This is a genomic window from Leucothrix pacifica, from assembly GCF_003172875.1.
Taxonomy (GTDB): domain Bacteria; phylum Pseudomonadota; class Gammaproteobacteria; order Thiotrichales; family Thiotrichaceae; genus Leucothrix; species Leucothrix pacifica.
In genome coordinates, this window is sequence record NZ_QGKM01000004.1 from 138074 (window position 1) to 163895 (window position 25822).

Genomic DNA, 25822 nt, shown 5'->3' on the forward strand with positions numbered 1-25822 from the left:
CGCAGTGATTCCCTTTTCTAGCAGCTTGGTTTGAGACTGAAGCTTGAATTGATCAATGTATCTGCCTGCTCCTATCCTAATGTCTAAGACGAGCAGCAAACTCATCAAGCCTACGACAACCCAGTTGACTCATATTGTTTCTAAGGTCGTTACTCAGTATCTCAATAACATGATTGCCACCGGCATGACCGAGCGCAGCAACGCCATACATAAACGGTCGTCCCAGCAATACAAAATCCGCTCCCAAAGCGATGGCGCGGATAATATCCAGACCGGTTCGTACACCACTATCGAACAGCACTTTGATATCATCGCCAACAGCTGCTTTTATCTCCGGCAATACATGCAATGAAGCGGGCACACCATCACATTGACGTCCACCATGATTGGACACCACAACACCATCCAGCCCAGCTGCAACCGCCATTTTTGCCTGCTCCACATCCAGAATGCCTTTAAGCACAATTGGCCCGTCCCACTCATCACGAACCAGCTTCAGATAATCCCAATCCAGTGAACCACCTAGCTCCTTTACCATAAAAGCGGTCATGTTTTGCATGTCTTTGGCATCCAGATACTTTTCCAGACCACGAAATGCAGGCTGACCATAGCGTAATGTTTCCATTGTCCAACGAGGCCGCATTGCTGAATGAAACACGGTGCGTAAACCCGTCTTTGGTGGCACGGTGACGCCCGCTCGGGTCTGACGTTCACGGGTGCTCCCGGTCGGTACATCCGCTGTAACAACAAGTGTTGTGAAGCCATTATCTTTGGCGCGCTTTAAGATATCTTTGCGCAGAGCTTCCCGACGTGGTGGATAGAGCTGAAACCACCCCATACCATCAACTAAAGGGGCAATGCTTTCTGGTGCTTCTGTGGCCACTGTACTTAAGGTGTAAGGAATACGGTATTGCGCGGCAGATTTGGCCAGAATCTTCTCGGCAGCAGGCCACATTAATCCTGTCAATCCAACCGGAGCGACGCCAAATGGCAAGTCATAGTCCACACCAAATAATGACGTTTTCGTCTCCGGCTCAAACACACCCTGCATAAATTTAGGCGTCAGAATCACATCAGAAAATGCAGCACGATTACGAGGTACGCAATCCTCAACCCCCGTTCCGCTATCTAAATATTCCCATGCAAAATGTGGAATACGGCGCTTTGCTTTGTATTCTAAATCAGAAATTGCGGGGTATTTATTGTGAAGTTGCTGGCTCACGGATGTGCTCTCCTCAGTAAAGTAAAACTATCGTCTGGGTTTTAGTCTTACGTAAGAGCGCGTCAGTGTATCCTGCAGTAATTCAGAACGCCACCAAGATAATATCAAGTTAATCCAGAGCACGAGTTTAAATGCCATACAGCAGAATGTTGTGACCACACTTCGCCAGGTCGCGTGGATAAAATTAATCCTGTCCCCTCGCCGCGAAATCACTTCCAAACCAATAATGCGTTTACCCAGCGTTCCCTGATGTCGCGAACTTTCCTGCACGGGAATGATGATCAGGACATAGAGCAATATCCACCAGAAAATGGCGGTAAAGCTCTCTTCATCAGCTCCCCAGTTGGCCGCGATGGAGTCAACAAACATCGCCACTAAAATCAACACGATCATATCAATACTGAACGCCATGGCACGCCGATAGTAATACAACTCCCGCTTTTGCTTGCCGCCTTTTATCGGACGATCCGCTTCCTCTAGATATGGAAATACCGCGTCTAACATGCTTCGGTTGTATTGATAATCATACTGCTGCCACTTTTTGTCCCAATGAAATAAACCATTGAGATAGTTAATGACAGGTCTTTTGATGAACAAGTTTTTACTCTGCAAAGAAGACTGGTTCACCTCAGCAATCACTTCAAACACTTTATCCGCAGTGGCTTTCCGAAACTCCAGATCACGCATGGATGGCAAAGATTCAATAAATCGCCAGGAATCAATATCGTTGGCTTGCTTGATGGATTTAATAATGGCATTAACTTGCGTGTAGAGCGATTCCCAGTCTTTACCGAAGCTTTCTTCTTGCTGGCTGATTTCAGCGAGTAAGGCTTGATCTTCTTCGCTGAGTGTTGGTACCTCCTCAAGTAACCAAGCGTCGGCATTATCGGTATCGGAAGCCTCTAACACGAATGACTCAGATGCTTCGGCTATTTGGGCGCCCTCAAGTCCAAAGGCATCGTCCTTAGCTATACTATCTTTGGGTATGCCATTCTTGGCTACATCAATCTCGGTTTCCGGTTCAGTTTGTTGCGTCGGCTTACCTTCCTCTGTCATCCAAGGGGTATCATCTTTAACAAACTCAACCGGTCCCCACATCAGCGCATTTTTATAAGCCCTGTGCAACTGCTGAAAACCATCGGGATCCTCATCCGGTCTACATTGTTTAAGCAATTTTGCATATGCGATTTTGATGGTTTTCTTATCAGAATCAGGCTCGATGCCCAGTATTTCCCAGCAATTCATCAGAATAAACGATCCTGTTCTAAGCTATCCAGAAATTCAGCAAAATCAAGCTGTGCCTGTTCGATATCACGCACATTTTGTTTCTCTAAAATTTCTTCAAACCAGCGCAAATTCCCCTGAATCATCTGACGCTGCTCAGCCAACCTGCTTTCAAACAAACGCTCAGCCCGGGCAATCAATAGCTGATTGGTCTCCTGCTCACGCGGATGGAATTTCAGCAGTGCCAACTTTTTCCGCGACTCTGCCAACGCTTGCTCACTCAGCTCACCCGGTGCATTTTGAATCATTTTGTAATAGGTTTCGCCCGTGCTTAGTACTTTAATATCCACTTCCAGCAAACCATTCATATCATAGCTAAACCTGACTTCAGCACCCTCTTGGCCTTTCTTATTTTTAGGCACAGCAACCGTGATTGAACCAAGCGCAATATTATTTTTCACCAAGCGGCTTTCACCTTGGTAGATATTAAATTCCAGCTCTTTCTGATTATTATGCACCGTAAAAAAACTCGACACGCGACTGGCCGGAATCACTGAATTGCGTTCTAAAATCGGACTAAATAAATCTCCCTGGGTGCCGCTAATGTCCGCATCATTAATAATGCCAGTGCCAAGGGTATATGGGCACACGTCTGTTAGCACCACATCATCCAACGCCTGATCACGCGCTTTTAAACCGGCCTGAATACCTGCCCCCATCGCGACCACTAAGTCAGGGTCAAGGTTAGCCATCGGCAGGCGTCGGAACATCCGCGCAACAATAGAACGTAAACTCTGCATGCGAGTTGCACCACCAACCAGAATCACTTCATCCAAATCAGCCGGACAAATATTGGCATCGCGCAAGGTTGTTTCAATCGGTTGTTGCAGTCTTGACAGCAGTACATCGCTAATCTTGGCAAACTGCTCACGGCTAATCGTCACCGTTTCATAGTTACTTTCCAAAATCGGCTCAACAACCACTTTTTCAACGGCATTTAACTCACGCTTCACCCGTTCCATCTGTATCTGGATCTTCTGCAAATCCTGAGGCTTTGTCTTTTTGCGGGTGGTTTTTATCTGTTCCAGATAATGATCAACAAGCAGTTCGAGGAAATCTTCTCCGCCTAAAAAATTATCACCAGATGACGCATGTACTTCAAGCACGCCAGAGAAATACTCCATGATCGACACATCAAAAGTGCCACCACCGAGGTCGAGCACCATAAACTGGGAGTGCTCGGGTTTTTCATGCAAACCATAAGCGATAGCAGCAGCCGTTGGCTCATTGACTAAGCGCTCCACATACAGTCCAGCCATTTCACCGGCCTGCTTGGTCGCTTTACGCTGCGTGTCATTAAAATAAGCAGGCACACTAATGACGGCCTGTGTAATGGTCTCACTCAAGTGTTTCTCGGCATCTTCTTTGAGGCGTTTTAGCACAAAACTGGATAACTCCACTGCGCTGTAGTCTTTCCCCTGCAGACGAATCACTTTGTGCGTTCCCATGTAGCGTTTAAATACCTGTGCAGTTGCTTGCGGGTGCGTCACTGCTCGCTCACGCCCGACTTTGCCAACGTGCACCTGATTGTCTTGGTCGATATAAATTGCCGATGGGGTTAAGAAATCACCCAAGGCATTGGGAATCAGCTCAACAGTACCGTCTCGCCACACGGCACAAGCACTGTTGGTCGTCCCCAAGTCAATTCCTAAAATTGTCATTATTATTCACTTTGAGGGTGTTTATTACGTGCTAGAAGTATAGCAAAAGTATCGCTGTTTGCTGGTGAATCTACTGAAAAACACTAACCGTAGGTCGGTAAGCTAGTGTGGTGCTAGCTTAAAAAAGCGGGCCGCTGGCATTGCTGCGAGCGACCCTTTGATTACCAATAAACACGGCCATGAACGACTTCGTTGACCCAACGCTTCACCACATTGTATTCCGACTTCTTCGGATCAGCGTTGTAGTGCCCCTGAACCTGCACCAGGTCACGCGTTAATGGATCAATTTCAATGGTAAGCGTGCGCTTATTGTCGCATCGAAGTGAAAAAATCACTGAATGACCTTCGTAGCAACTCTGTGAGTATCCACCGACACAGTGCTCCATTATTTGACCTTCCTCATGTAGCTCATTACCGGTGGTTAGCTCCACAAAACGCCATTGCTTACCGTGAGCTTGCAAGTCCCAGTTCCAGCCACGCTCATTCCAGCTAAGGTTTATCAGTTCATAATCACTATAGTGATACGGTGCATTACGGCGCGCCATAAACTCCAGACGATCAAGACGCTCCTGTTCACGCAAACGATCACGCTCTTCATTACGCGCCATAGATACCTGACGACCGCGCTCTGCCAGCCGCGCACGAGCACGCGCAATAGAGGCTTGCTCATCCTCATACTGTGTCAGGCTTTCCAAGACTTTTGCAAGGCTACGTCCTTGTAAACGATATTGCTCACCCTGACGCGCCAACTCCGTAAACTGATGGCGAGCCCACCACAAAATCTTACGGTTTACCTCACCGGACATCTCATACTGCTTACTGATCGTCCAACGACACGTGTCGTACCAAAAGTCCCGGCTATCCTCTGAGACCGGCGCCAGCAAATCAATCACATAGGCCTCATTCGCCATCAGGCAAGCAAGATCTTCATCCCAGCCACCCAATCGTTTGAACTCGGCATACAGCACGGCATGCTCTGGTGACAACTTAGCCGGACAATCAAACAGCTGATGCCACAACTTATGGCTGGCAGGTGTCCAACCAAACACATCAACCAGCGCCTTCAGGCTTCCACCCTGCACATACATGAGATAACACAGCAACCACGGAACTGTCTGCTCGTCCATTACACGCGACCAACAAGGCTTTAGAAAAGCCGGTGCTTCATATTGTACGAACAAATGCTCAAACAAGCCCTGAGTTGACTCAGCTTGGCCATCCCATTCCAACGGGCTGCGAATCCAAAATGCCGATAAGCTACAGACATTCTGGATCAACACCGTATTGTGAGAAAATGCGCGTTTAATCACAGCCAGATTAGCATCTGTCAGACGACCTGATTGGGTTGTTAGTAGGGACGCTAAACCCTCCTGAATATACTGATTGAACCAGCGTTTAGCCCGCTTCACCAAGTCCTCAGAAGGTTTCTCCAATATCGCTGATTGTACGTTGTTATTAGGCTCATCACTCAGCTGTAAACCAGCCAAAGCATCCCCCAACACACTACCCAAAGTCGGTGCAGGATAAAGCACCTCATTCATGCGCTTGAGGTTACGTTGCTTCTTCACAATCTCCGCACTCACTTCCCGGTCTCTCGGCATCATCGGCTGTGACAATGGCCGCCCCGTGAAGTAATCGTGATTAATATGGTATTGCTGCAGCTGCTCATCGTTTAAGCTTTGAAAGTGCTGCTTTATTGTTTGCTTTGCGGCTGCTGCGTTCATGCTGACCTCCATCTCGATCAAATTAATAAACTATTCGAGAATAGACACAGCAAAGGCTGTGCCAACAATAGGCGGAGGTCAATATAAAATACTCTAAGATTATGTTTTAATTAATTTTTATTGTACTTTCAGAGATTAGCTAGAGGAAAGATCTCTAGTGAAGGTTGCGCATAATACTATCGGTTAATATAGTAAAATATTTATTTTGTTATGTGATATTTGTTCTGCGCAGCTGCCTTAGTCATTGATGGGTTTGCGACGCAACGCTTTGGTTTTACCGTGCTGCGTTTTTTTATCCATACGTTTTTTCTGTGAGTTACGGCTTGGCTTAGTTGCCCTGCGTTGTTTCGGCTGAACCACTGCTGCAAGAATCATCTGCTTCAGCCGCTGCAGTGCATCTTCTTTATTTTGCTCCTGATTACGAAACTGCTGCGCTTTAATAATGATCACGCCATCTTTTGTCAGTCGGTGATCGTTTAATTTGAGCAAGCGTTGTTTGTAGAACGGTGGTAACGTAGAATTCTGCACATCAAATCGCAGGTGTATTGCTGACGACACCTTATTGACGTTTTGGCCACCCGGACCCTGAGCACGTATTGCAGTCAGCTGGATTTCCCAGTCTGCTAACGCTATGTGTGAAGTAATGGATAACATGATGTGAAGAGTATAGCAGTCTAAGCTCCTCTATTAAATTAACAGGTTTTTATGGATATCAGCAGTCTGAGGCATGACTCACACATTCTGCCCTATGTGCCAACACACGCCTGCCGGATCAATCAGACAAAAGTCTTTCATACCCCACGGCTGTAGCTCGATTTTTGAGAGTTTGGCTTTGTATTTATCGACCACACCGCTTGCATCTATATGAGCCCACCATGCCTCGATATCTTCTACCAGAATATGCATCATGAAGTTTTCAGCAAATTCATCCCGGCAAAAATCCTGAAGTAAGAAACTTACGGAATCGAAGTGGAAATAGGCAACGCCACCACCGTCTGAAGCCATCGTGAAGCCAATGTCCTGATAAAACTGTTTGGACAAATCGAAATCTTTTGAGGGAACGAAGGCTTTTATTTCGGTAATGGATAGGTTTGGCATGATAATCTCCTCTCTTCACTTAGATTTAACATAACATTCATTATGAAGAAGTTTATACAGCAATTTATGCAATAACACTAAAAAAACGGATATCGACTTTTACTAGCAACCACCGACCACTCATCCCCTCATAAACCCTGCGTTCATATGTACACGACATATAATTAGCACAACAAGTCAACAAACCCAGAGAAACAGACCGAAACCAGCAGTGTGACAAAATCATGGCAGCTGACACAGCTACTACTCCCCCCGGTATAAGCGCACAGTCAGAAGTCATCGCAAACTCATAAAAATAAACAATTTTAAGCTGCTGTTGTATCCACTATTCAACACATAGCCACAGGACTTAGAAGTTGAAACGTTTTTTACATCCTACTCTAAAACCCCTTATCACGAGCTGTTTATGTCTACCGCTATTCCTGGTAGCAGCAGACACCCAAAAAGCCTTATCAGCGCCTGAGTTAATCGCTGCGCTACAGTCTGGTGGCCATATTATTTACATGCGACACGGTGAGACTAATGTTACCGAAAGGGATAATCATACCGATACGTTTAAACACTGTGATAACCAGAGGAACCTTAGTAAGAGTGGTCGCGAACAACTAAAAGAGATCGGCACTATCATAGAAGATCTTAAAATACCGATTGGTAATGTACTGTCCAGCCCTTACTGCCGCACAAAAGAGACCGCGCAATTAACCTTTGGTAAGTATAGCGTAGAGCCAGATTTGCAATTCTCAATCGGTAAAAATAAACAAGAAGCCAGCAGACTCGGTAAACAGCTCCTCGCCATGATGCTCAACTCTGGGGTTGAGCACAATAACCATGTATTTGTTGGCCATACGGCTAATCTAAAGGATGGCTTGAACGTATGGCCGAAGCCTGAAGGAGTTGTTGTCGTGTTTAAAAAACGCGGTGATGACATTATTTTTAAGGGTATGATTAAACCAGATGAGTGGACCTCCCCTTTACAAAACAAGGATAGTGAGAGCTAATACATGCGTTTCTTTGACTCACTCTCATTACGTAGCCGCTTTCTAATCGCGCCATTTATTGGTGTCGTGCTGACATTGATATTCTTCTACAGTAGCAACGCAATCATTCAAACTCACAGCGATATACTCCGGGAAATCGACGAGTCCAATCTCCCTCAAATCGGTGAAATCAGCCGAACGGTTATTTTGCTGTCACATAATCACGAGAAGTTAGAGCGATTACTTCGTGATGCTGAAGATGACCCGGATGAAGAACGAATTTATGTAGAGGGGCGTGTGATATTAGATGAGCTGCATGAGCTGGAAGAACAACTTATTAATACACTTCGTTCAATACCCCAAACCATTAGCAACATTCAAATCTTTAAACAGATTGAAGCCAATTTTGGTCTTTATCGTGACGAAACCATAAATACTATTGAGCTCTCCACAAGAGAACCAGAGTTAGCCGAAGATGAAATGCATAATGCAGTTGAGGTGCTGTGGAGACTTAACGATGACTTCATGACCCTGTCGGACTTTCATGTACAAAACCTCAATGAAAAGTCAGGCTTAATCGAAAGCTCCCTCTATGACAAGTCATCGCTGACGATTCTGACCTCCTCGTTACTGGGGATCATGATATTTTCAGCGCTCTATTTTTCAAGACGAATGTCTTCAGAAATAGATCTGGTTAACGAGGCCCTCATCGGTCTTGCAAGGGGTGATAAAGACGTAAAATTACCTGCCAAAAGTAATGCCAGCAATAATATGCACCAACTCAATGAGGCGGTGTATACCTTTAAGCGAAGTCTGGAAAAAAATAAAGAACAGCAGCATCAACTGAACAATACGATAGGCAAACTTACCAGTAGTAAAGAGCACTACTACAACCTGTTACACCGTATTCCTGCTGCGATTACCGCCATTAATGACAAAGGCGAAATCGTCTTATTCAACAAGGCCGCAGAAGCGATCTATGGTCATTCCAGCCGTGAAGTGATCGGTCAGCCAATGTCAATGCTGGCCCCTAAACGTGTTCACGATGATAATAATCATCGCTTTAATGAGATCAAGTTAGTGGATGACAAAGCGCTCCGGGAGATGGTGAGCCAGCCACTCACCGCCCTTAAAAAAAATGGCGAAGAGTTTTACGTAGAAGCTGCCGTGACTAAATTGACCTTGGCAAATGAAGAGTCAGTAATGGCGTTTGCAATTACCGATGTTACTAACCGCATCAAGGCTGAAAGAGAGATACTACATAAGGCTCATTACGATGCACTTACCCAGTTACCAAACCGGTTTCTGGCACTTGACCTGCTGCAAAGTGGCCTGGAAGAAGCCCATAAAAATCATGAAACACTCGCTGTGTTTTTCCTTGATCTGGATGGATTCAAAAAGATCAACGACACTTTAGGCCATGAAACAGGCGACAAACTATTGATCGAGGCGGGGAAAAGACTGCAATCCATCTTAAATGAAGGCGATACCGTGGCTCGCTTGGGTGGTGACGAATTTATTGTAATTCTTCAGGGCCTGAAGACCTGCCAAGAGGCTATCCCCACTGTTGAGGAGTTGCTTGAGCAATTTAGAACCCCTTTTGATGTCGATGACCGTGAACTGATATTAACTTCCAGTGTTGGTATTGCGACCTTTCCGGACGATGGGGACAGCACTTCAGAGTTATTACGCAAAGCAGACTCTGCAATGTACAGCGCCAAAAAATCCGGCCGCAATACTTATACTTTCTTTACTGAGTCAATGAACCGCGGCGTCTCTCGTGAACTCGCTTTAGAAGAACAATTACACGGAGCCCTGAAACGAAACGAGTTTCGACTGGTATTTCAACCACAAATTGATGTGGTCAGTGGGACGATTGTTGGCGCTGAAGCATTACTACGATGGCACAACCACCTGCTGGGTGACATATCACCAGAGGAGTTTATTCCAATTGCTGAGCATACCGGTCTGATCATCCCAATCGGCGAATTTGTTCTGACAAGCGCCTTACAAGCAGTAACGCAGTGGCAGGCTCACTATGGCAGTGAATTACGTATCGCGGTCAATCTGTCCCCACGTCAATTCCGAGACCCCAATCTCATAGATTTCATTAAGAGTGCACTCAACCGCAGTGGGGTATCGGCGTCTACATTAGAGCTAGAAATCACAGAAGGCGTTCTGATGAGTGGCCATAGCTTTATTGATGAGGCACTACAAGACCTCAGTGAACTTGGTATTCGTCTGGCGATGGATGATTTTGGAACTGGCTATTCCTCCCTAAGTTACTTACGTCGCTACTCTTTTGATACCCTGAAGATAGACCGTAGTTTCATCAAGGACATTTCCGTTAGCACAGCAAACCGTGAACTGGTGACGGCTATCATAGCGATGGGGCATGCCCTTGGTTTAGAAATTGTGGCAGAAGGTGTTGAGTGCACAAAACAACAAACTTTCTTATGTGAGCATCAGTGCCAATACGCTCAAGGCTACTTGTTTAACCGACCAATGAATGCAGATGACGTCACTGAGGCACTCTCACAACAAAGCACCTCAGCTCAAGCAAAGTCAGTGCAGCATTCACCAGAACTAGTGATGTAATTGACAGACAGAATCGCAGTATTTACGCACAGTAGGCCACTGCAATTGCGGAGGCGACTTTCGCATTGTTGTAAACCAACTGGATATTTGTGTCTAGACTATCGCCACCGGTGAGATCCTTGACTCGTGCCAGTAAAAACGGCGTGGAATCTTTACCCGTAATCCCCTGCTCATCCAATTCCGTTAAGGCTTGCTCGATGGCTGACGTAATTTGTGCTTTATCTTCTTCATACGCCTCTGGCACAGGATTACCCACCACAAAGCCGCCACGTAGCTGCATCGCCCATTTGGCTTTCATCATATCCGCAACATCTTTGCCACTGTCCACGCGCGCATCCACACCAAAACCGCTGTCACGGAGATAAAACGCCGGTAACTTGTCTGTCCCATAGCCCAACACCGTCACACCCTGTGTTTCCAGATATTCCAGAGTAAGCCCAATATCCAGAATGGACTTAATGCCTGCACAAACTACCGCAACATCTGTTTGTGCCAGCTCCATCAAATCAGCAGAGATATCCATCGTTTCGCTGGCACCACGATGTACCCCACCAATACCGCCTGTTGCAAAGACCTTGACTCCGGCCATATCAGCAATAATCATGGTAGTGGCAACGGTGGTCGCGCCATCTAAGCCTTTGGCAACCACGACCGGCAGGTCACGTCTGCTACACTTAACAACATCCAGCCCTTTTTTACCCAAATACTCAATTTCATCCGTGGACAAACCCACTTTTAAGATGCCACCGATTATGGCGATTGTTGCAGGTACCGCACCATTATCGCGTACCACCTGCTCTACATTCAACGCTGTCTCAACATTCTGAGGATATGGCATTCCATGAGAGATAATGGTGGACTCTAGCGCAACTACCGGCTGATGATTAGCCAGTGCTGTTTTCACTTCTTCACTGATGACGACGTATGGGTTCAAGGTCAAATCCTTTTAATGAGGGTTGCTTAGTATTGTCTTAACAGAGTCTACGCTTAAATCTGATGCAATAGTCTGCTCGTCTGATAACGCAATAGTACTGGCCCCAATACAAAAATCCACCAGATCTTGCGGACTTAATTGCCCAACAAAGCCGTAGACCATTGCGGCAGTAAAGGAATCACCCGCCCCTGTGGCATTCACCACCTTGCTTTTTATGGCTTGGCGGAAGAAGCCGTGCTCCTCATCCTGATAGTAAACACCCTCTGCACCCAATGTAATAAATACCCGCGCCACACCGTTAGCAATTAAAAGCTGCCCTGCTTCAGCTATTTTTTGCGGACTATCCAGCGTCAGACCCGTTAAAACCTCTGCCTCACTCCGGTTCAACTTAATGGCATAAAGCTTTCCCAACACTGATTTAGCACGGATGGCTTTACTAACGGATACCGGATCAAGGATAAGACGAGTCGCTTGTAAATTTTCCGCCAGATACTCGATGCTCTGTGATGGTAGATTGGCATCGATCACTGTATAAGGTGACTGTTCGATTTGAGGGATCAGGGGCTTAAAAAAGGCAGGTGTGAGAGTTTCAGTAATCGCCATATCCGAAATGGCAACGACCATCTCACCGTGCTCATCCAGGACATAGAGGTAGGTGGACGTTCGATATTCGCTGCTTGTCGCGGAGAGTTGGATATCAATATGGTTAGAGAGTGCATTGTCTTTCACCAAACTCCCCTCCTTATCATCACCCACCACTGTAATTAAACGGGCTTTGACTTGTAAGCGACTGATGCACTCAGCGATATTACGGCCAACACCACCTAAGGACGACTGGATGACGCCAGGACTGGAATCTGCCAGCAGAAGCTGACTTTGCGGCTTGCCTTGGATATCAACGTTTGCGCCGCCAATGACTGTCACAACATAGTCAGAGATCATCACATCACCTTTAATTATCGGAAGTTTGGATTATAGGCTGATGGTTTGAAATGTCTGCCCAAAAAGTCGATCCTGACCCACATAATAACCTCCAGTGCATTATTATCACCTATTAAAGCCCCTTATCTTTAGGCCTGATAAGGGCTGCACTCATCTCTGTTAAGTCTGCTATCATGCCGTTTTCAAACGCAACCGGGGCATCCATTTTGCTGCGTATTTTATTGTGGAAACTTGGCTTCGAATGGGCCAATCTAATGCGGTTGATTAACCCGCGTACTGAACAAAAAATCTACTACTTCGCCTTCGGTGCTAACCTTAGCCCGCACATATTAAAGCAGCGTAATATGACTGTTTACCAATCTATTGATTACGCGCTGGAAGATGCAGCCTTACGCTTTACCCAAAGTGGTTTTTACAAAGATCACGGCTTTGCCTCGGCAGATCACGCACCTGGTGAAAAAGTCTACGGTCGTCTGTATCTGATTAAGCAAAGTGATGCTGCACGTATGGATTATTACGAAGGCGTGCCGTTTTTGAAGGCTCACGATAAAGTGTTAGGGGAATACAATGGCCTACCTTTTTACTATTATCGTGCCAGAACCATTACGCAAGATCTGAAACCCACGCAGGAATATTTGGATTATTTAACAGACGCTTATCATGAAATGGATATTGTACCGAAGTCGTACACAAAAGCGATGGAAGCAACCGAAGTGCTGAATACTCGTCAACCTCTCACCATCACCGGTAAGTTTATTGACAACCTGAATCGCTGGCCTACTGCGCTACACCCTCTACTAATTAAATATGAAGGGCTTTGTCGCAAAACCGTGGAGCGATTTTGGAACTCGTCATTACTCACCTGGATGATTAAAGACTGATTAACGCCTCTTGTTGCTGCTATGAAAGACAAACTCTCCATTCGCCGCTATCACCCCGTTCCCGACTCTCATCGGCACAATTATCATCAACTGGTGTTACCACTGCATGGCATTATTGAAATGACCCTAGCTGATACCCACCATGCTCGCAGCATCGGTATCGGCCAATGTGCAGTGATAAAAGCTGGTATCACTCATCACTTTAAAGCCTTAGAGCACGCCCGTTTTTTAGTTGCTGATATGGCTGAACTACCAGATAATCTCCTCAAGATAGACTCCCCATTCGTCACGACTTCAAATGCCCTACAACGGTTTTGTAGCTTTGCAGAAGCTCAGTTGGAACATCGCCTAGACAGAACACTTGAAGACTCAATGATGCAGTTATTTAAGCAATTGCTGGCGACTCAGGAATTCTTACCTCGTACCGACCCACGTATCGCGCGAGTATTAGCGCTATTAGCCGATGATCTTACTGAGGGTCTATCGTTAGATACACTCGCCAAACACGCCAATTTAAGCGTCAGCCAGCTCAAAACCTTATTCAAAAAGCAAACCGGTCAAACCTGCGGCCAGTATTTGTTAATGCTTCGAATGGAAAAAGCCCGCGCCTTGCTAGCCAATACTGACTTTCCAGCACATTTGGTTGCAGAAAAAGTCGGCTATCAGGATCAGTCCGCCTTCAGTAGGCGCTTTAATGCCTACTTTGGACAATCCCCACGAAGCTTTATGGCGCGTTAAAATCCAACCTACCAAACGCACATACCGTCCTTTCAGCACAAATCCTCATTCCCTTTTGGGTTACAGTCATCACCACTCTGGCAACGACTATTTACACCTGACCAGACCATCCATACCAAATCACATGATGAGTGAATCCCCCTATGACACGATCAGCCTCAACCCTAACCGGCTTCAGCGCCATTTTGCTATGGTCTTTACTGGCCTTATTTACCGCAGCCAGTGGCAAAGTTCCCCCCTTCCAATTAATGGCGATGACCTTTGCACTAGGTGGGATGATTGGTGTGCTAAGTTGGATCTTTCGCCCACATGCTATTCGTGAGTTACGTCAACCTATCAGCGTTTGGGTATTAGGAGTCGGCGGACTGTTTGGCTATCACTTCTTTTACTTTACTGCCCTGAAAAATGCACCACCAATCGAAGCAGGTTTAATCGCCTATTTGTGGCCGCTATTGATCATTCTGTTTTCGTCATTATTACCCGGTGAACGATTACGCTGGTATCACTTAGTCGGTGGCATACTGGGCTTATCCGGTGCTGCGTTGATTGTGACGGGTGGTAGCAGTGTCGATTTCAATGCCGAATACACACTCGGTTACTCCGCCGCCTTACTCTGCGCACTGATCTGGTCAGCCTATTCCGTCACCTTGCGACGTTTCTCTGCGGTCTCAACCGATGTCGTTACCGGATTTTGCCTAGCGACTGCTCTCTGCGCACTTATCGCGCACGGCATCATGGAGGAAACGGTCTGGCCTGCCAGTACAAGTGAATGGCTGGCCGTATTCGGTCTGGGGCTTGGCCCTGTCGGACTCGCCTTTTATACATGGGACTACGGCATGAAACATGGCGATATCAATGTACTCGGCGCTGGTTCCTACCTCGCTCCGTTACTGTCATCACTGGCCTTAGTCGCTGCTGGATTCGCTGACTTCAGCTGGGCAATCGGCACCGCCTGCGTCCTTATCACACTCGGTGCCGTTATTGCTGCTAAAGATATGATTCGCTTTAATATGCCCGGCTTTAAGGCGAATCGTGGTAACGATCAGACGACTTAATTACCCTCCTTCACTAGGCGGTAACCATAACCAAAGTAACTATTTTTAATCGCACTAAAGCTTCTTACGACACCTAAAGAAAACGCACTCATCTAACCAGCCATCAAAGGTAGCCTCCCTCACAGAGTCCACTAAAAAGGCCCGACAAATTGCCGGGCCTCGATTCGTTCACTAACGATTTATCAAGCCTGATAAGCGGCCTGAATCAACCTTTTAGTGCACCTTCATCGTATTGAACTTAGGTGCAACTTCAACTTCTTTATAAGAACCTGCTGCTTCACCCACTTCTGAGAATTCAACGTTAGACGCGCCGTCATAATCAACTTCGCCGCCTTCAGCCAAAATCTTCAGAGCCTTAGCAATTTGTCCCGGTAGAATCTTCTCACCCGGTGCATTAGCCACACTCATGATGTTCTTAGCGATTGAAGCACGATCTGCTGATTTACCAGCCTGCATTGCTAAGACTAACAGTGCAGCTGCATCGTAGCTTTCTGCACGGTATGGGCCGTCACCATCAATACCATTTGCTTTCGCGTGATCCAGGAACATCTTTGCACCCGCAGACTCAGAGCCTGGTAGTGTGCCGAATGTACCGTTCAGGCTACCATCAACGTTCTTGATCAAAGAGTCACCGATCATGCCGTCAGCCAGAATGAAACGAGAGAAAGCATCTGCATCTAAAGAAGCCTGAATAACACCACGACCACCTTGGTCAAGGTAACCCAGTACAACTAACTCTTCGGCACCAGATGCTGACAATGCACCTACTTCTGCAGAGTAGTCAGCTTTACCATCTTCATGAGCCGCTGAGATTGCAACCTTACCGCCTTTCGCTTTGTATGCCGTGCTGAATGACTCAGCCAGACCTTTACCATAGTCATTGTTGGTGTAAGTGATCGCAACTTCTTTGATATCACGGTCAATCACGATACCCGCCAATACTTCACCCTGACGTGCATCAGACGGTGCAGTACGGAAGAACATGCCGTTATCTTCAACCGTAGTTAGCGCTGGTGATGTTGACGAAGGAGAAATCATCGCTACGCCATTGGCTGCAGCAACTTTAGTCGCGATTGCAGTCGAAGATCCAGAACATGCTGCACCCACCATTGCTACAACTTTCTCTGAAGTAACCAGACGCTCTGCTGCAGAGCTTGCTACAGCTGCATCAACACAGGTTGTATCTGCACGGACTGCTTCGATTTTTTTACCATCTAGCAGCGCGCCACTTTCCGATGCTTCTTTAAAAGCCAATTCAGCAGAGTCAGCCATTGTTGGCGTCAATGATTCAATCGGGCCAGTAAAACCTAAAATAACACCGACTTTGATTGCTTCACTATGGCTTGCAGCCATTGCTGTCATTGATGCTGATAACGCCAACGCTGTAGCCGTTGCTAATAATGTTTTTCTCATTGATCCTATCCTCTCTTTCTTTATTAAACCCTGGCATATACCAGACATAAACCCAGCCTTATTTGTAGCTGATTCAAACATTACTACATCCGGCAAATTTTGTCTGCCGGATGTAACAATTTTACGAATGACGTACCTTCTCAGGCAGTATTCCTTTTGGACTAAAACGCAGTACGAACAGTAGTAACAGTCCCATCAGGAACAATCGCAGATGCGGCGCACTTTCAATCAGGTGACTCTTCAAGGCGCTGGTCTCGGCCATGCCACTGGTTACAAAGCTCATCAGAACAATTGCAATCGGCTCAGCCTCGATCCACATAAACCAGATCAGGAATCCACCAAACACGGCACCCAAGTTATTACCACTACCACCCACAATCACCATCACCCAAACCAGGAAGGTGAAACGCAGAGGCTGGTAACTCGTTGGTGTTAACTGACCATCAAGGGTCGTCAACATTGCTCCGGCGATACCAATCACTGCCGAGCCGAGTATAAATACTTGCAGATGACGCTTTTTGATGTCCTTACCCATAGCGCTGGCAGCTTCATCATTATCACGAATCGCACGCATCATGCGTCCCCATGGCGAGTTCAATGCTCGTATACTTAGTGCCAAAACGATTAGCAGAACCACGGCAAATAATCCGGCATAACACAGCTTAACGAATATACCGGAGCCTTCGATCACCAGACTACGCAGCATTTCTGCCTTTGCATCGGCATCGCTAATAGCAGCCAGCTTGCTTTCGTTAAAGCGGCTTACTAAAGAGATAAACCACTCTTCCTGCTGCAGTTCAGCTTCCAGAGGCACCGGACGTTTTAGACCCGTGACGTTTTTAACACCGCGAGTCAACCAGTCTTCGTTTTTAATCACTGCGATAACAATTTCAGAAATACCCAGCGTCGCAATTGCCAGATAATCAGAACGCAAACCCAGTGCAACTTTACCAATCGCCCATGCAACCGCAGCGGCTAATACACCGCCCACAATCCATGAGAACAGGATGGGTAAACCCATACCACCTAAGAAACCTGACACCGCTGAATCAACTGATTCTATGCTCGATACCGCAGGGTAAAAGAACTGACGCGCCACATACAATCCCAGTAACAGCACGATAAATATCAGCAAACCACGCAGCTTACCTTTCGGCAGCAGTTTCAGCGAAAAGTAGATAATGGCTGACATGACCAACATAATCAGCAAGCTTATGCCGATGCCGCCACCGCCTGCTGACCACGCCTCTTTCACCGGAGGATAAGACACCAGAACAGCAGCCACACCACCGATAGCGGTAAAGCCCATGACACCAGCATTAAACAGTCCGGCATAGCCCCATTGGATGTTGACACCCAGCGCCATTACCGCTGAAATCAGACACATACCGAGGATACTTAATGAAACAGACCAGGATTGGTACACACCGACAAACACCAACATGCCAGCCATAATCAGAAATACTAAGGGAGCACGAAACTTACTCATTTGATCACCTTCCCTTTAAATAAGCCCGTTGGTTTGATGAGCAGCACCACCACCAAAATGATAAATGAAACGGCAAATTTATAATCGGTCGATAACAACTGCGACAGTCCCTCCGGTTGCCAGTCTTCCGGCAAAACATACACAAACACTTTCTTATAGGCGTAAGTCACCATTACTTCAGAGAAGGCAACGACATAACCACCTACCACGGCTCCCACCGGATGCCCTATTCCACCAACGATTGCGGCAGCGAATATCGGCAGCAATAACTGGAAGTATGTGAAAGGCTTAAAACTTTTATCCATCCCGTAAAGCACACCAGCGATAGTCGCCAATGCTGCTGCAATGATCCATGTGATCAATACCACGCGGTCAGGGTTGATACCTGATAACAGCGCTAAATCCTCATTATCTGAGAATGCGCGCATCGCTTTACCGGTACGCGAACGCTGTAAAAACCAGAACAATGCAATCACAACAACCAGTGCAACAACAACCGTTAGCACCTGTGTATAACGAATAGAAAGCCCTTCATCTAAACCCGTTAACTGTTTGAATTCACGAGCTTTCATCAGGAATTTTTCACCGTCATAAAAGCGTTGATCATTAGGTCCGATAATGAATCGCACGATGGCATTCATCATAAACATGACACCAATTGAAGCGATTGTTAGAATAACCGGTGGGCTCTTTTTCAGTCGGTAAAAGCTAAACACAGCCTTATCAGTCGCAACCGCAAATAATGCAGTGACAATGATTCCAATCGGCAAGGCAATCAGAGCGGTCGGTAATGGGCTAATGCTGACTCCTAAGGACTGCAGCCACCATGTCATTAAGATAGTGACCATGGTGCCGAATGCCATTAAGTCACCATGGGCAAAGTTTGCAAAGCGCAAAATACCAAATACTAACGTGACACCCAGCGCTCCTAAGGCAAGCTGTGAACCGTAAGCTAGTCCGGGGATTAATACGAAGTTTGAGAACAGCGTTAATGCGTTCAACATTTCAATAGTTTCTGGCATCTGCTTAACCCCCCAGGAATGATTTGCGGACTTCAGGATCAGCTAATAACGCCGCCCCAGTATCAGTAAAGCGATTGCGGCCTGTCACCAGTACATAGCCCCGATCTGCAATATCCAAAGCCTGACGTGCATTTTGCTCAACCATTAGCACTGCAACACCCGTATTTTTTACTTCAATGATTCGATCAAACAGCTCATCCATCACGATCGGTGAAACACCTGCCGTTGGCTCATCCAACATCAACACACTGGGGCGAGTCATCATGGCCCGACCAACTGCGACTTGCTGACGCTGACCACCGGATAACTCACCCGCGGCTTGTTTGCGCTTTTCCTTGAGAATCGGAAACAGTTCGTAGATCTGCTCCATGGTTTCGAAAATATCATCGCGGCGCAAAAATGCACCCATTTCCAGATTTTCCTGAACCGTCATGCTGGTAAATACATTATGCGTTTGCGGTACGAAGGCAATGCCTTCACCAACACGTGCCTGCGGTGTCAGATTAGTAATGTCTTTACCATCCAACAGCACTTGCCCTTCCCGCAGATCCAACATACCTAACAATGCTTTCATTGCGGTCGATTTGCCTGCTCCATTTGGCCCAACAATAACCGCAATTTCGCCTTTATCCACACTAATCGTCAAATCATTCAGGATATCCATCCCACCGTATCCACCGGTTAGGTTTTCCCCAATCAAATAACTCATGACTGCGCCACCTCCGGCTTATTTTTCAGACCACGGCCAAGATAAGACTCGATAACGGCTTCATTGGTTTTGACTTCTTCAGCTGTACCTTCAGCGAGTACCGTTCCCTCCGCCATCACAATCACCGGATCACACATACGGGTAATGAAATCCATGTCATGCTCGATCATGCAGAAAGTGTAACCACGCTCTTTATTTAAACGCACGATAGCATCACCGATAGTATTAAGTAGGGTTCGGTTAACACCAGCACCCACTTCATCCAGCAGCACCACCTTGGCATCCACCATCATAGTGCGACCAAGCTCAAGCAGCTTCTTTTGTCCGCCTGACAAATTACCGGCTAATTCCTGAATCACATGGGTCAGACCTAAAAATTCGACAACATCGGCCGCTTTAGCTCTGATCTCAGCTTCCTGCTCCCGAACCAGTGACGGCTTGAACCAGGCATCCATTAGTTTCTCACCGGCTTGCTGGCCGGGAACCATCATCAGGTTTTCTAAGACAGTGAGTGTTGGGAATTCATGAGCAATCTGGAAGGTACGCAACAAGCCTTTGTCAAATAGCTCATGGGGTTGCAGTCCGGTTATGTCTTCATCACCGAGATATATCTTACCCATAGTTGGGACGATATTACCTGCGATAATATTAAACATGGTGGTCTTTCCTGCTCCGTTAGGGCCAATCAGACCGGTAATGGAGCCCTTCTCGATGCTTAGGGTGGCATTATCGACAGCTTTCACACCGCCGAAATGTTTACTTACAGCTTCAACTCGAATCATTACAGAGTGAGTACTCAAATATTAGTTAATAGTGTTTTGTTAACGTAACGGTAATCAACATTAATGCGTGAAACCGGTAACAAAAGCATTGTATACACGTTTAAGCACCTCACTCAAGCGACGAAAACTGTTCATACAACTAATATTAATTTATAGCAGAATTTAATTTGACATTTGTGTAAACTGTCCCGCGGAGTAGAAAATCAATGAACATAATCTCCACTTCTACACACCAATAAATAAGAACAGCGATCCCGTTAATATCGGGACTTACTCTTACCACATCAGGCGGAAACTAATCATGATCAAAGACTTATGTCGTATCGGGTCAGACATGTCCAAAAAACGCTGGAAGCTTTGGGCAATCCCAGGGTTTCTTGGATTATTGGCACTGACAATGCTCACACGATGCAATCCAATTGAAAACGATTTGCAACAACGAAGCCAGTCAATCCTCAACGACCAAGGAATGAGCTGGGCAAAAACAGAATTAGATGGTCGTGGCAGAGACTTGCTTCTGACCGGTGTTGCGCCCAGTGAAGATGCTAAGAATCAGGCAATCAATCTGACCCAAGGCGTTTACGGGGTTCGTACTGTAGACCATGATATTACCGTTAAAGAATACGTTTCCTCAGTTTTCAAAATCAACCACTCCACCGATAAAGTCACCCTCTCCGGCTCTCTGCCAGACCAAGCCAGTATTGATTTAGCTGTCAACAAAGCCCAGTCGCTATATGGTGAAGCTAATGTAGTCAACGAACTAAGCATTAATGAAATGGCTAAGAAACCTGCTTGGTTAGCAGGTGCTGCAAGTTTAATGGCCGCACTATATGGTGCTGAAAACCTGGCAATGGATGCTACTGATTCACATGTCAATATCAGCGGCACAGTTGGCTCGGAAGAAGCAAAAGCACAGCTAGTTCAACAAGCCAAAGCAAGTTTTGGTGACCAATTTAGTGAATCTATTAAAGTCGTACAGGTAGGCCCTACTGCAGAAGAGCTGGCTGCTATAGAAGCTGCGCGTGTTGCTGAAGAACAGCGTTTGGCTGCAGAAGCGGAAGCGGCTCGTATTGCCGAAGAAAAACGTTTAGCTGCAGAAGCTGAAGCCGCTCGTATTGCCGAAGAAAAGCGTTTAGCTGCGGAAGCAGAAGCCGCTCGTATTGCTGAAGAAAAACGTTTAGCTGCAGAAGCTGAAGCCGCTCGTATTGCCGAAGAAAAGCGTTTAGCTGCGGAAGCAGAAGCCGCACGTATTGCCGAAGAAAAGCGTTTAGCTGCGGAAGCAGAAGCCGCACGTATTGCCGAAGAAAAACGCTTGGCAGCTGAGGCTGAAGCAGCCCGCATTGCCGAAGAGAAACGCATTGCTGCTGAAGCTGAAGCAGCCCGCATTGCCGAAGAGAAACGCATTGCTGCTGAAGCTGAAGCAGCCAGACTCGCAGAAGAAAAGCGCATCGCAGAGGCAGCAGAAGCCGCCAGACTCGCTAAAGAAGCTGAAGAAGCCCGCATCGCTCAAGCTAAGCGCTTGGCAGAACACAATCGTCAAATGTTGGTCTACTGCCAGCTAAAGTTAAATGAGCTGATCAATACTAACCCACCTGTATTTGCGAATGACAGTGGGATGATACTCGGTTCAGGTTACGGTGTATTGGGAATAATCACGCTTCATGTGAATTCATGCAGTGACCTGTTGCACAGAAATCATCAGTATATCGACGTGGTTTCTCAAGCGGGTAAAGATGAAACCAGCCCTCAATCTCCCGCTATGGGCTATGCTCGTGCTAAAGCTATCATTTCATACTTAGAAAATATCAATGGAATACACCCCGGATTACTTCGCCCCCGCGAAAACACAGCGACCGATAGCATTGGTGAATCACAACTTCACTTCACAATTACAGAATAAATTGGAGCAATATTCATGAGTACATTAATCTTTCAAGTTTTTCTCTGGCTATTGGCTGCATTCTTACTGGGTCTTCTGATCGGTTGGTTAGTTCGTCCTTTTTTCTGCAAACAAGGTGGTAACCGCACAACGAATGCAGGTGACCACAGTTTTGTTAACCGTCCTTCAGTACAAGATAGTGCTGGCAGTGCCCTAAAAGGCAGTGCAGCTAATCAGCAGCAAGGCCTTCACGCCGGTGCGTCTGCTCAAGTTGCTGACGGTGGACAAGGTACTGCGAGTAGTGACGCCTCCGGAAACAAATCCGTGGCTGCAGGCGCTGGATTAGCGGCAGCAGCAGCGGCAGCCTATGCTGCTACCAAAAGTGCTGACGACAAAGAAGCTGCTGCTAAGGCCGAGATTGAGGCCAAGAGAGCAGCAAAGGCGCGCAAAGAAGCACAACTTGCTCAAGCGGAACAAGCTCAGCGTGATGCAGCTGCTTTACATAAAGAACAGTCTTCACGACATGCTGCTGAACAAGCAGAAGCCGCGCGTCTTGCTGCTGAGAAAAAAGCTGCAGATGAGGCGGCTAAACAACAGGCACTTGAGAAGGCACGTCTTGCTGAAGAGCAGGCTGCTGCTAAAAAGAAAGCCGCCGAAGAAGCCGTTAAACAAGAGGCTCTTGAAAAAGCGCGTCTTGCTGAACAACAAGCAGCTGCTAAAAAGGAAGCGGACCGTCTGGCTGCTGAGAAAGCCGAGGCAGATCGTTTGGCTGAGGCAAAAAGACTAGCCGATGAAAAGGAAAAGGCAGAAATAGAGGCTGACAGACTTCGCCTGATTGAAGAACAAAAGCAACGTGATGCTGAAGAAGCGGCTCGATTAGCTGAAGAAAAGCGTGTTGCGGATGAAATCGAAGCTGATCGTTTACAGCTGATTGAAAAACAACGACTCGCTGATGAGCAAGAAGCAAGAGCCGCAAAGGCTGCTGAAGCCGAGCGTATTGCTGAAGAGAAACGCATAGCTGATGAAAAAGCTGAGGCTGAACGACTCGCTGCAGAGAAAGCCGAAGCTGAGCGTGTTGCAGAAGAGAAGCGCATTGCTGAGGAAAAAGCTGAGGCTGAGCGACTAGCGGAAGAAAAGCGTAAAGCCGATAAAGCTGAAGCAGCTCGCCTTGCTGCAGAGAAAGCCGAAGCTGAACGCGCTGCAGAGAAAGCCGAAGCTGAGCGCGTTGCTGAAGAGAAGCGCATTGCTGATGAAAAAGCTGAGGCTGAAAGATTAGCGACAGAAAAGCGCATCGCTGAAGAGAAACGTCTTGCCGATGAAGAAGCCGAAAAAGCTCGGTTGGCTGAGGAAAAACGTAAAGCTGATGAAGCCGAAGCTGCTCGACGAGCAGAAGCAAATGCCGCAGCGGAGCGTAAGGAAGCGGAAGAAGCGAGTGCTAAATCCAGTAATACTGGTGCAATAGCAGCAGCTGCAGGAATTGCATCACTAGCCGCAGCAGGCACAGCATCTGCCGCTAAATCAGACACTGCCAACCTCGATGCCTATGCGGATGTGAATGATGATATGCGCCCTGCTCGTCTCGACTCACCTCACGGTGGCAAAGCAGATGACCTGAAGGAAATTCGTGGTATCGGTCCGGTCATTGAAAAAACATTGAACACGGAAGGTGTCTATCACTTCCAGCAAATCGCAGACTTCACACCGGACAATGTTCGCTGGGTTGATAAGAACATCTCAATCCCGGGCCGTGTAGACCGCGATGATTGGATTGGACAAGCCAAGGCACTATCAACAGGTCAAACCTATCAAGGATTTGCCTATGATCCAGACTCAGTGGTTGTCACCGATGACATGCGCCCTGAAAAAATCACCTCACCCAAAGAGGGTGCTGCAGATGATCTAAAGCGCATCAAAGGTATTGGCCCGGTAATTGAAACAACGCTGAATGACGAAGGGATCTATCACTTCCAGCAGATAGCTGATTTCACCCCACAAAATGCAATGTGGGTCGACCAACACATTTCATTCCCGGGCAGAATTCACCGCGAAGACTGGATTGGCCAGGCCAAGTGTTTGATTGATGGTAGCGAATATAAAGGTCATGCATCCATGATGGCTACTGAGTTAGAGGACGATGACAGCGCTCAGTCAGCCAATTCATCAACGCCTCCAGAGACAGCAGGTACAGCTGATACTTCTGTTGCTTCTAAAAGTGTTGATGCCTCAGCGGCTAGCGGTAATCACTACCAGGATGACGTTACAGATGCGATGCGTCCTGCCAAACTGGCTAAACCCAAAGGCGGCAAAGCAGATGATTTGAAAGAAATTCGTGGTATCGGTCCGGTCATAGAAAAAACATTAAATGGCGAGGGAATTTATCACTTCCAGCAAATTGCTGACTTCACCCCTGACAATGTTCGTTGGGTTGATAAGAATATCTCTATTCCGGGTCGCGTCGACCGCGATGACTGGATTGGTCAGGCGAAGTCCTTAGCAACTGGTGATACTTATCAAGGTTTTGCTTATGATCCTGAGTCAGTGGTAATTACTGATGATATGCGTCCGGAGAAGCTCGCGGCACCAACCGGTGGCAGTGCAGATGATCTCAAACGCATTAAAGGCATAGGACCTGTTATTGAAAAGGCATTGAATAGTGAAGGAATTTATCACTTCCAGCAGATCGCAGACTTCACGCCTCAAAACACCATGTGGGTGGATAAGCATATTTCATTCCCCGGTCGTATCCATCGTGAAGACTGGATTGGTCAGGCAAAGAGCATCCTGGATGGTCGTGAATACCGTGGGCATGCAACCGTTGTTGTAGACACCGATTCAACAGCAGATGACATCACCGATGACATGCGCCCTACCCGCCAACGTCTGAAGCCTAATCAGAAGGCAGATGACCTGAAGGTCATTAACGGCATAGGTCCTGTGATTGAAGAATCACTCAATGAGGAAGGTGTTTATTTCTATCAGCAAATCGCCGACTTTACTGACGAAAATACGCGCTGGGTTGATAACCATATGGCATTCCCGGGTCGCATCCATCGTGAAGACTGGATTGGCCAAGCCAAAATTTTGGTTGGTGATACCACGGCAGCCATTTCCGACGACATGAAGCCAACACTTCTGAGTGAGCCTGGTGTAGGTGGTGCTGAGGATCTCAAGCGCATCAAGGGTATTGGTAAAGTGCTGGAGAAACGCCTGCACAAGCTAGGCATCTATCATTATGACCAAATTGCAGCGTTAAGTGCTGACAATGTGGTCTGGTTGAATGACTTTGTTTCCTTCCCTGAAGGACGCATTGAGTCAGAAGACTGGGTAGGTCAGGCAAAATTACTGGCTGAAGGAAAGCGCACAGAATATTCGGATCGCTTTGACAGCGGCGAAACACCTTATAAATAACAACAT

20 protein-coding genes are annotated in these 25822 nt (G+C 46.9%); 7 read left to right on the top strand and 13 right to left on the bottom strand.

What is annotated here, in order from left to right; translation table 11 throughout:
- Nucleotides 1–76 precede the first annotated feature (76 nt).
- From DKW60_RS02155 to DKW60_RS02180, 6 genes are all read right to left on the bottom strand, one after another.
- The gene (locus tag DKW60_RS02155) at nt 77–1222 is read right to left on the bottom strand and encodes an alpha-hydroxy acid oxidase (protein ID WP_109836022.1); all 1146 of its coding nucleotides are present in this window, start codon (nt 1220–1222) and stop codon (nt 77–79) included.
- Between the two features lie 27 nt (nt 1223–1249).
- Entirely contained in the window at nt 1250–2467 is a 1218-nt protein-coding gene (locus tag DKW60_RS02160) for an RDD family protein (protein WP_109836023.1), read from the bottom strand.
- The gene (locus tag DKW60_RS02165; RefSeq protein WP_109836024.1) at nt 2467–4167 is read right to left on the bottom strand and encodes an Hsp70 family protein; all 1701 of its coding nucleotides are present in this window, start codon (nt 4165–4167) and stop codon (nt 2467–2469) included. Before DKW60_RS02165 ends, DKW60_RS02160 begins: the two co-directional genes overlap by 1 nt.
- Nucleotides 4168–4328: 161 nt before the next feature.
- On the bottom strand, nt 4329–5891 hold the full coding sequence (locus DKW60_RS02170) for a PcfJ domain-containing protein (RefSeq protein WP_181389551.1): 1563 nt from the start codon (nt 5889–5891) through the stop codon (nt 4329–4331).
- A 237-nt stretch (nt 5892–6128) separates the two neighbouring features.
- Nucleotides 6129–6545 (bottom strand): alternative ribosome rescue aminoacyl-tRNA hydrolase ArfB, encoded by a 417-nt coding sequence (gene arfB / locus DKW60_RS02175; protein WP_109836026.1) that lies wholly within the window; start codon nt 6543–6545, stop codon nt 6129–6131.
- 78 nt (nt 6546–6623) lie between these two features.
- Nucleotides 6624–6989: a VOC family protein gene (locus DKW60_RS02180; protein WP_109836027.1), complete on the bottom strand. Its 366-nt coding sequence runs from the start codon at nt 6987–6989 to the stop codon at nt 6624–6626.
- Nucleotides 6990–7345: 356 nt separating this feature from the next.
- Here DKW60_RS02180 and DKW60_RS02185 point away from each other — a divergent pair, with 356 nt between their 5' ends.
- Together DKW60_RS02185 and DKW60_RS02190 are read left to right on the top strand one after the other, a co-directional pair.
- Nucleotides 7346–7987: a histidine phosphatase family protein gene (locus DKW60_RS02185; RefSeq protein WP_109836028.1), complete on the top strand. Its 642-nt coding sequence runs from the start codon at nt 7346–7348 to the stop codon at nt 7985–7987.
- A 3-nt stretch (nt 7988–7990) separates the two neighbouring features.
- Complete coding sequence (locus DKW60_RS02190; RefSeq protein ID WP_109836029.1) at nt 7991–10564, top strand: sensor domain-containing protein; 2574 nt, start codon at nt 7991–7993, stop codon at nt 10562–10564.
- Between the two features lie 22 nt (nt 10565–10586).
- Here DKW60_RS02190 and DKW60_RS02195 read toward each other — a convergent pair whose 3' ends face one another.
- Together DKW60_RS02195 and DKW60_RS02200 are read right to left on the bottom strand one after the other, a co-directional pair.
- Entirely contained in the window at nt 10587–11498 is a 912-nt protein-coding gene (locus tag DKW60_RS02195; protein WP_109836030.1) for a pseudouridine-5'-phosphate glycosidase, read from the bottom strand.
- 12 nt (nt 11499–11510) lie between these two features.
- Entirely contained in the window at nt 11511–12440 is a 930-nt protein-coding gene (locus DKW60_RS02200; RefSeq protein WP_109836031.1) for a carbohydrate kinase family protein, read from the bottom strand.
- Nucleotides 12441–12613: 173 nt separating this feature from the next.
- Between DKW60_RS02200 and DKW60_RS02205 the strand changes: the two genes are divergently transcribed.
- The 3 genes from DKW60_RS02205 (at nt 12614) to yddG (ending at nt 15114) form a co-directional block, all read left to right on the top strand.
- The gene (locus DKW60_RS02205) at nt 12614–13321 is read left to right on the top strand and encodes a gamma-glutamylcyclotransferase family protein (RefSeq protein ID WP_109836032.1); all 708 of its coding nucleotides are present in this window, start codon (nt 12614–12616) and stop codon (nt 13319–13321) included.
- 21 nt (nt 13322–13342) lie between these two features.
- Entirely contained in the window at nt 13343–14059 is a 717-nt protein-coding gene (locus tag DKW60_RS02210) for an AraC family transcriptional regulator (RefSeq protein ID WP_109836033.1), read from the top strand.
- A gap of 143 nt (nt 14060–14202) precedes the next feature.
- The gene (yddG, locus tag DKW60_RS02215) at nt 14203–15114 is read left to right on the top strand and encodes an aromatic amino acid exporter YddG (protein WP_109836034.1); all 912 of its coding nucleotides are present in this window, start codon (nt 14203–14205) and stop codon (nt 15112–15114) included.
- A 213-nt stretch (nt 15115–15327) separates the two neighbouring features.
- Here the strand turns inward: yddG and DKW60_RS02220 are convergent, their stop codons facing one another.
- The 5 genes from DKW60_RS02220 to DKW60_RS02240 form a co-directional block, all read right to left on the bottom strand.
- A complete protein-coding gene (locus DKW60_RS02220; RefSeq protein WP_109836035.1) occupies nt 15328–16527 on the bottom strand; it encodes an ABC transporter substrate-binding protein in 1200 nt (399 codons plus the stop codon).
- Nucleotides 16528–16648: 121 nt separating this feature from the next.
- On the bottom strand, nt 16649–18016 hold the full coding sequence (locus DKW60_RS02225; protein WP_219988612.1) for a branched-chain amino acid ABC transporter permease: 1368 nt from the start codon (nt 18014–18016) through the stop codon (nt 16649–16651).
- Nucleotides 18013–19038, bottom strand: a complete 1026-nt coding sequence (locus DKW60_RS02230; protein ID WP_219988613.1) for a branched-chain amino acid ABC transporter permease — start codon at nt 19036–19038, stop codon at nt 18013–18015. The genes DKW60_RS02225 and DKW60_RS02230 overlap by 4 nt, the downstream gene beginning before the upstream one ends.
- Before the next feature lie 4 nt (nt 19039–19042).
- The gene (locus DKW60_RS02235; protein WP_109836036.1) at nt 19043–19747 is read right to left on the bottom strand and encodes an ABC transporter ATP-binding protein; all 705 of its coding nucleotides are present in this window, start codon (nt 19745–19747) and stop codon (nt 19043–19045) included.
- Nucleotides 19744–20529, bottom strand: coding sequence for an ABC transporter ATP-binding protein (locus DKW60_RS02240; protein WP_109836037.1), 786 nt, complete (start codon nt 20527–20529; stop codon nt 19744–19746). Before DKW60_RS02240 ends, DKW60_RS02235 begins: the two co-directional genes overlap by 4 nt.
- Before the next feature lie 301 nt (nt 20530–20830).
- Between DKW60_RS02240 and DKW60_RS02245 the strand changes: the two genes are divergently transcribed.
- A complete protein-coding gene (locus tag DKW60_RS02245) occupies nt 20831–22429 on the top strand; it encodes a BON domain-containing protein (RefSeq protein WP_109836038.1) in 1599 nt (532 codons plus the stop codon).
- 15 nt (nt 22430–22444) lie between these two features.
- Nucleotides 22445–25816, top strand: coding sequence for a hypothetical protein (locus DKW60_RS02250; RefSeq protein ID WP_109836039.1), 3372 nt, complete (start codon nt 22445–22447; stop codon nt 25814–25816).
- Nucleotides 25817–25822: the final 6 nt, after the last annotated feature.

Bases quoted from the DNA above. Each gene is read 5' to 3' on its own strand.
- DKW60_RS02225 (WP_219988612.1), bottom strand. From the start codon at position 18,016: ATGAGTAAGTTTCGTGCTCCCTTAGTATTTCTGATTATGGCTGGCATG.
- DKW60_RS02240 (WP_109836037.1), bottom strand. From the start codon at position 20,529: ATGATTCGAGTTGAAGCTGTAAGTAAACATTTCGGCGGTGTGAAAGCT.
- DKW60_RS02165 (WP_109836024.1), bottom strand. From the start codon at position 4,167: ATGACAATTTTAGGAATTGACTTGGGGACGACCAACAGTGCTTGTGCC.
- yddG (WP_109836034.1), top strand. From the start codon at position 14,203: ATGACACGATCAGCCTCAACCCTAACCGGCTTCAGCGCCATTTTGCTA.
- DKW60_RS02250 (WP_109836039.1), top strand. From the start codon at position 22,445: ATGAGTACATTAATCTTTCAAGTTTTTCTCTGGCTATTGGCTGCATTC.
- DKW60_RS02200 (WP_109836031.1), bottom strand. From the start codon at position 12,440: ATGATCTCTGACTATGTTGTGACAGTCATTGGCGGCGCAAACGTTGAT.
- DKW60_RS02245 (WP_109836038.1), top strand. From the start codon at position 20,831: ATGATCAAAGACTTATGTCGTATCGGGTCAGACATGTCCAAAAAACGC.
- DKW60_RS02210 (WP_109836033.1), top strand. From the start codon at position 13,343: ATGAAAGACAAACTCTCCATTCGCCGCTATCACCCCGTTCCCGACTCT.
- DKW60_RS02220 (WP_109836035.1), bottom strand. From the start codon at position 16,527: ATGAGAAAAACATTATTAGCAACGGCTACAGCGTTGGCGTTATCAGCA.
- DKW60_RS02180 (WP_109836027.1), bottom strand. From the start codon at position 6,989: ATGCCAAACCTATCCATTACCGAAATAAAAGCCTTCGTTCCCTCAAAA.
- DKW60_RS02230 (WP_219988613.1), bottom strand. From the start codon at position 19,038: ATGCCAGAAACTATTGAAATGTTGAACGCATTAACGCTGTTCTCAAAC.
- DKW60_RS02170 (WP_181389551.1), bottom strand. From the start codon at position 5,891: ATGAACGCAGCAGCCGCAAAGCAAACAATAAAGCAGCACTTTCAAAGC.
- DKW60_RS02190 (WP_109836029.1), top strand. From the start codon at position 7,991: ATGCGTTTCTTTGACTCACTCTCATTACGTAGCCGCTTTCTAATCGCG.
- DKW60_RS02160 (WP_109836023.1), bottom strand. From the start codon at position 2,467: ATGAATTGCTGGGAAATACTGGGCATCGAGCCTGATTCTGATAAGAAA.
- DKW60_RS02205 (WP_109836032.1), top strand. From the start codon at position 12,614: ATGCCGTTTTCAAACGCAACCGGGGCATCCATTTTGCTGCGTATTTTA.
- DKW60_RS02235 (WP_109836036.1), bottom strand. From the start codon at position 19,747: ATGAGTTATTTGATTGGGGAAAACCTAACCGGTGGATACGGTGGGATG.
- arfB (WP_109836026.1), bottom strand. From the start codon at position 6,545: ATGTTATCCATTACTTCACACATAGCGTTAGCAGACTGGGAAATCCAG.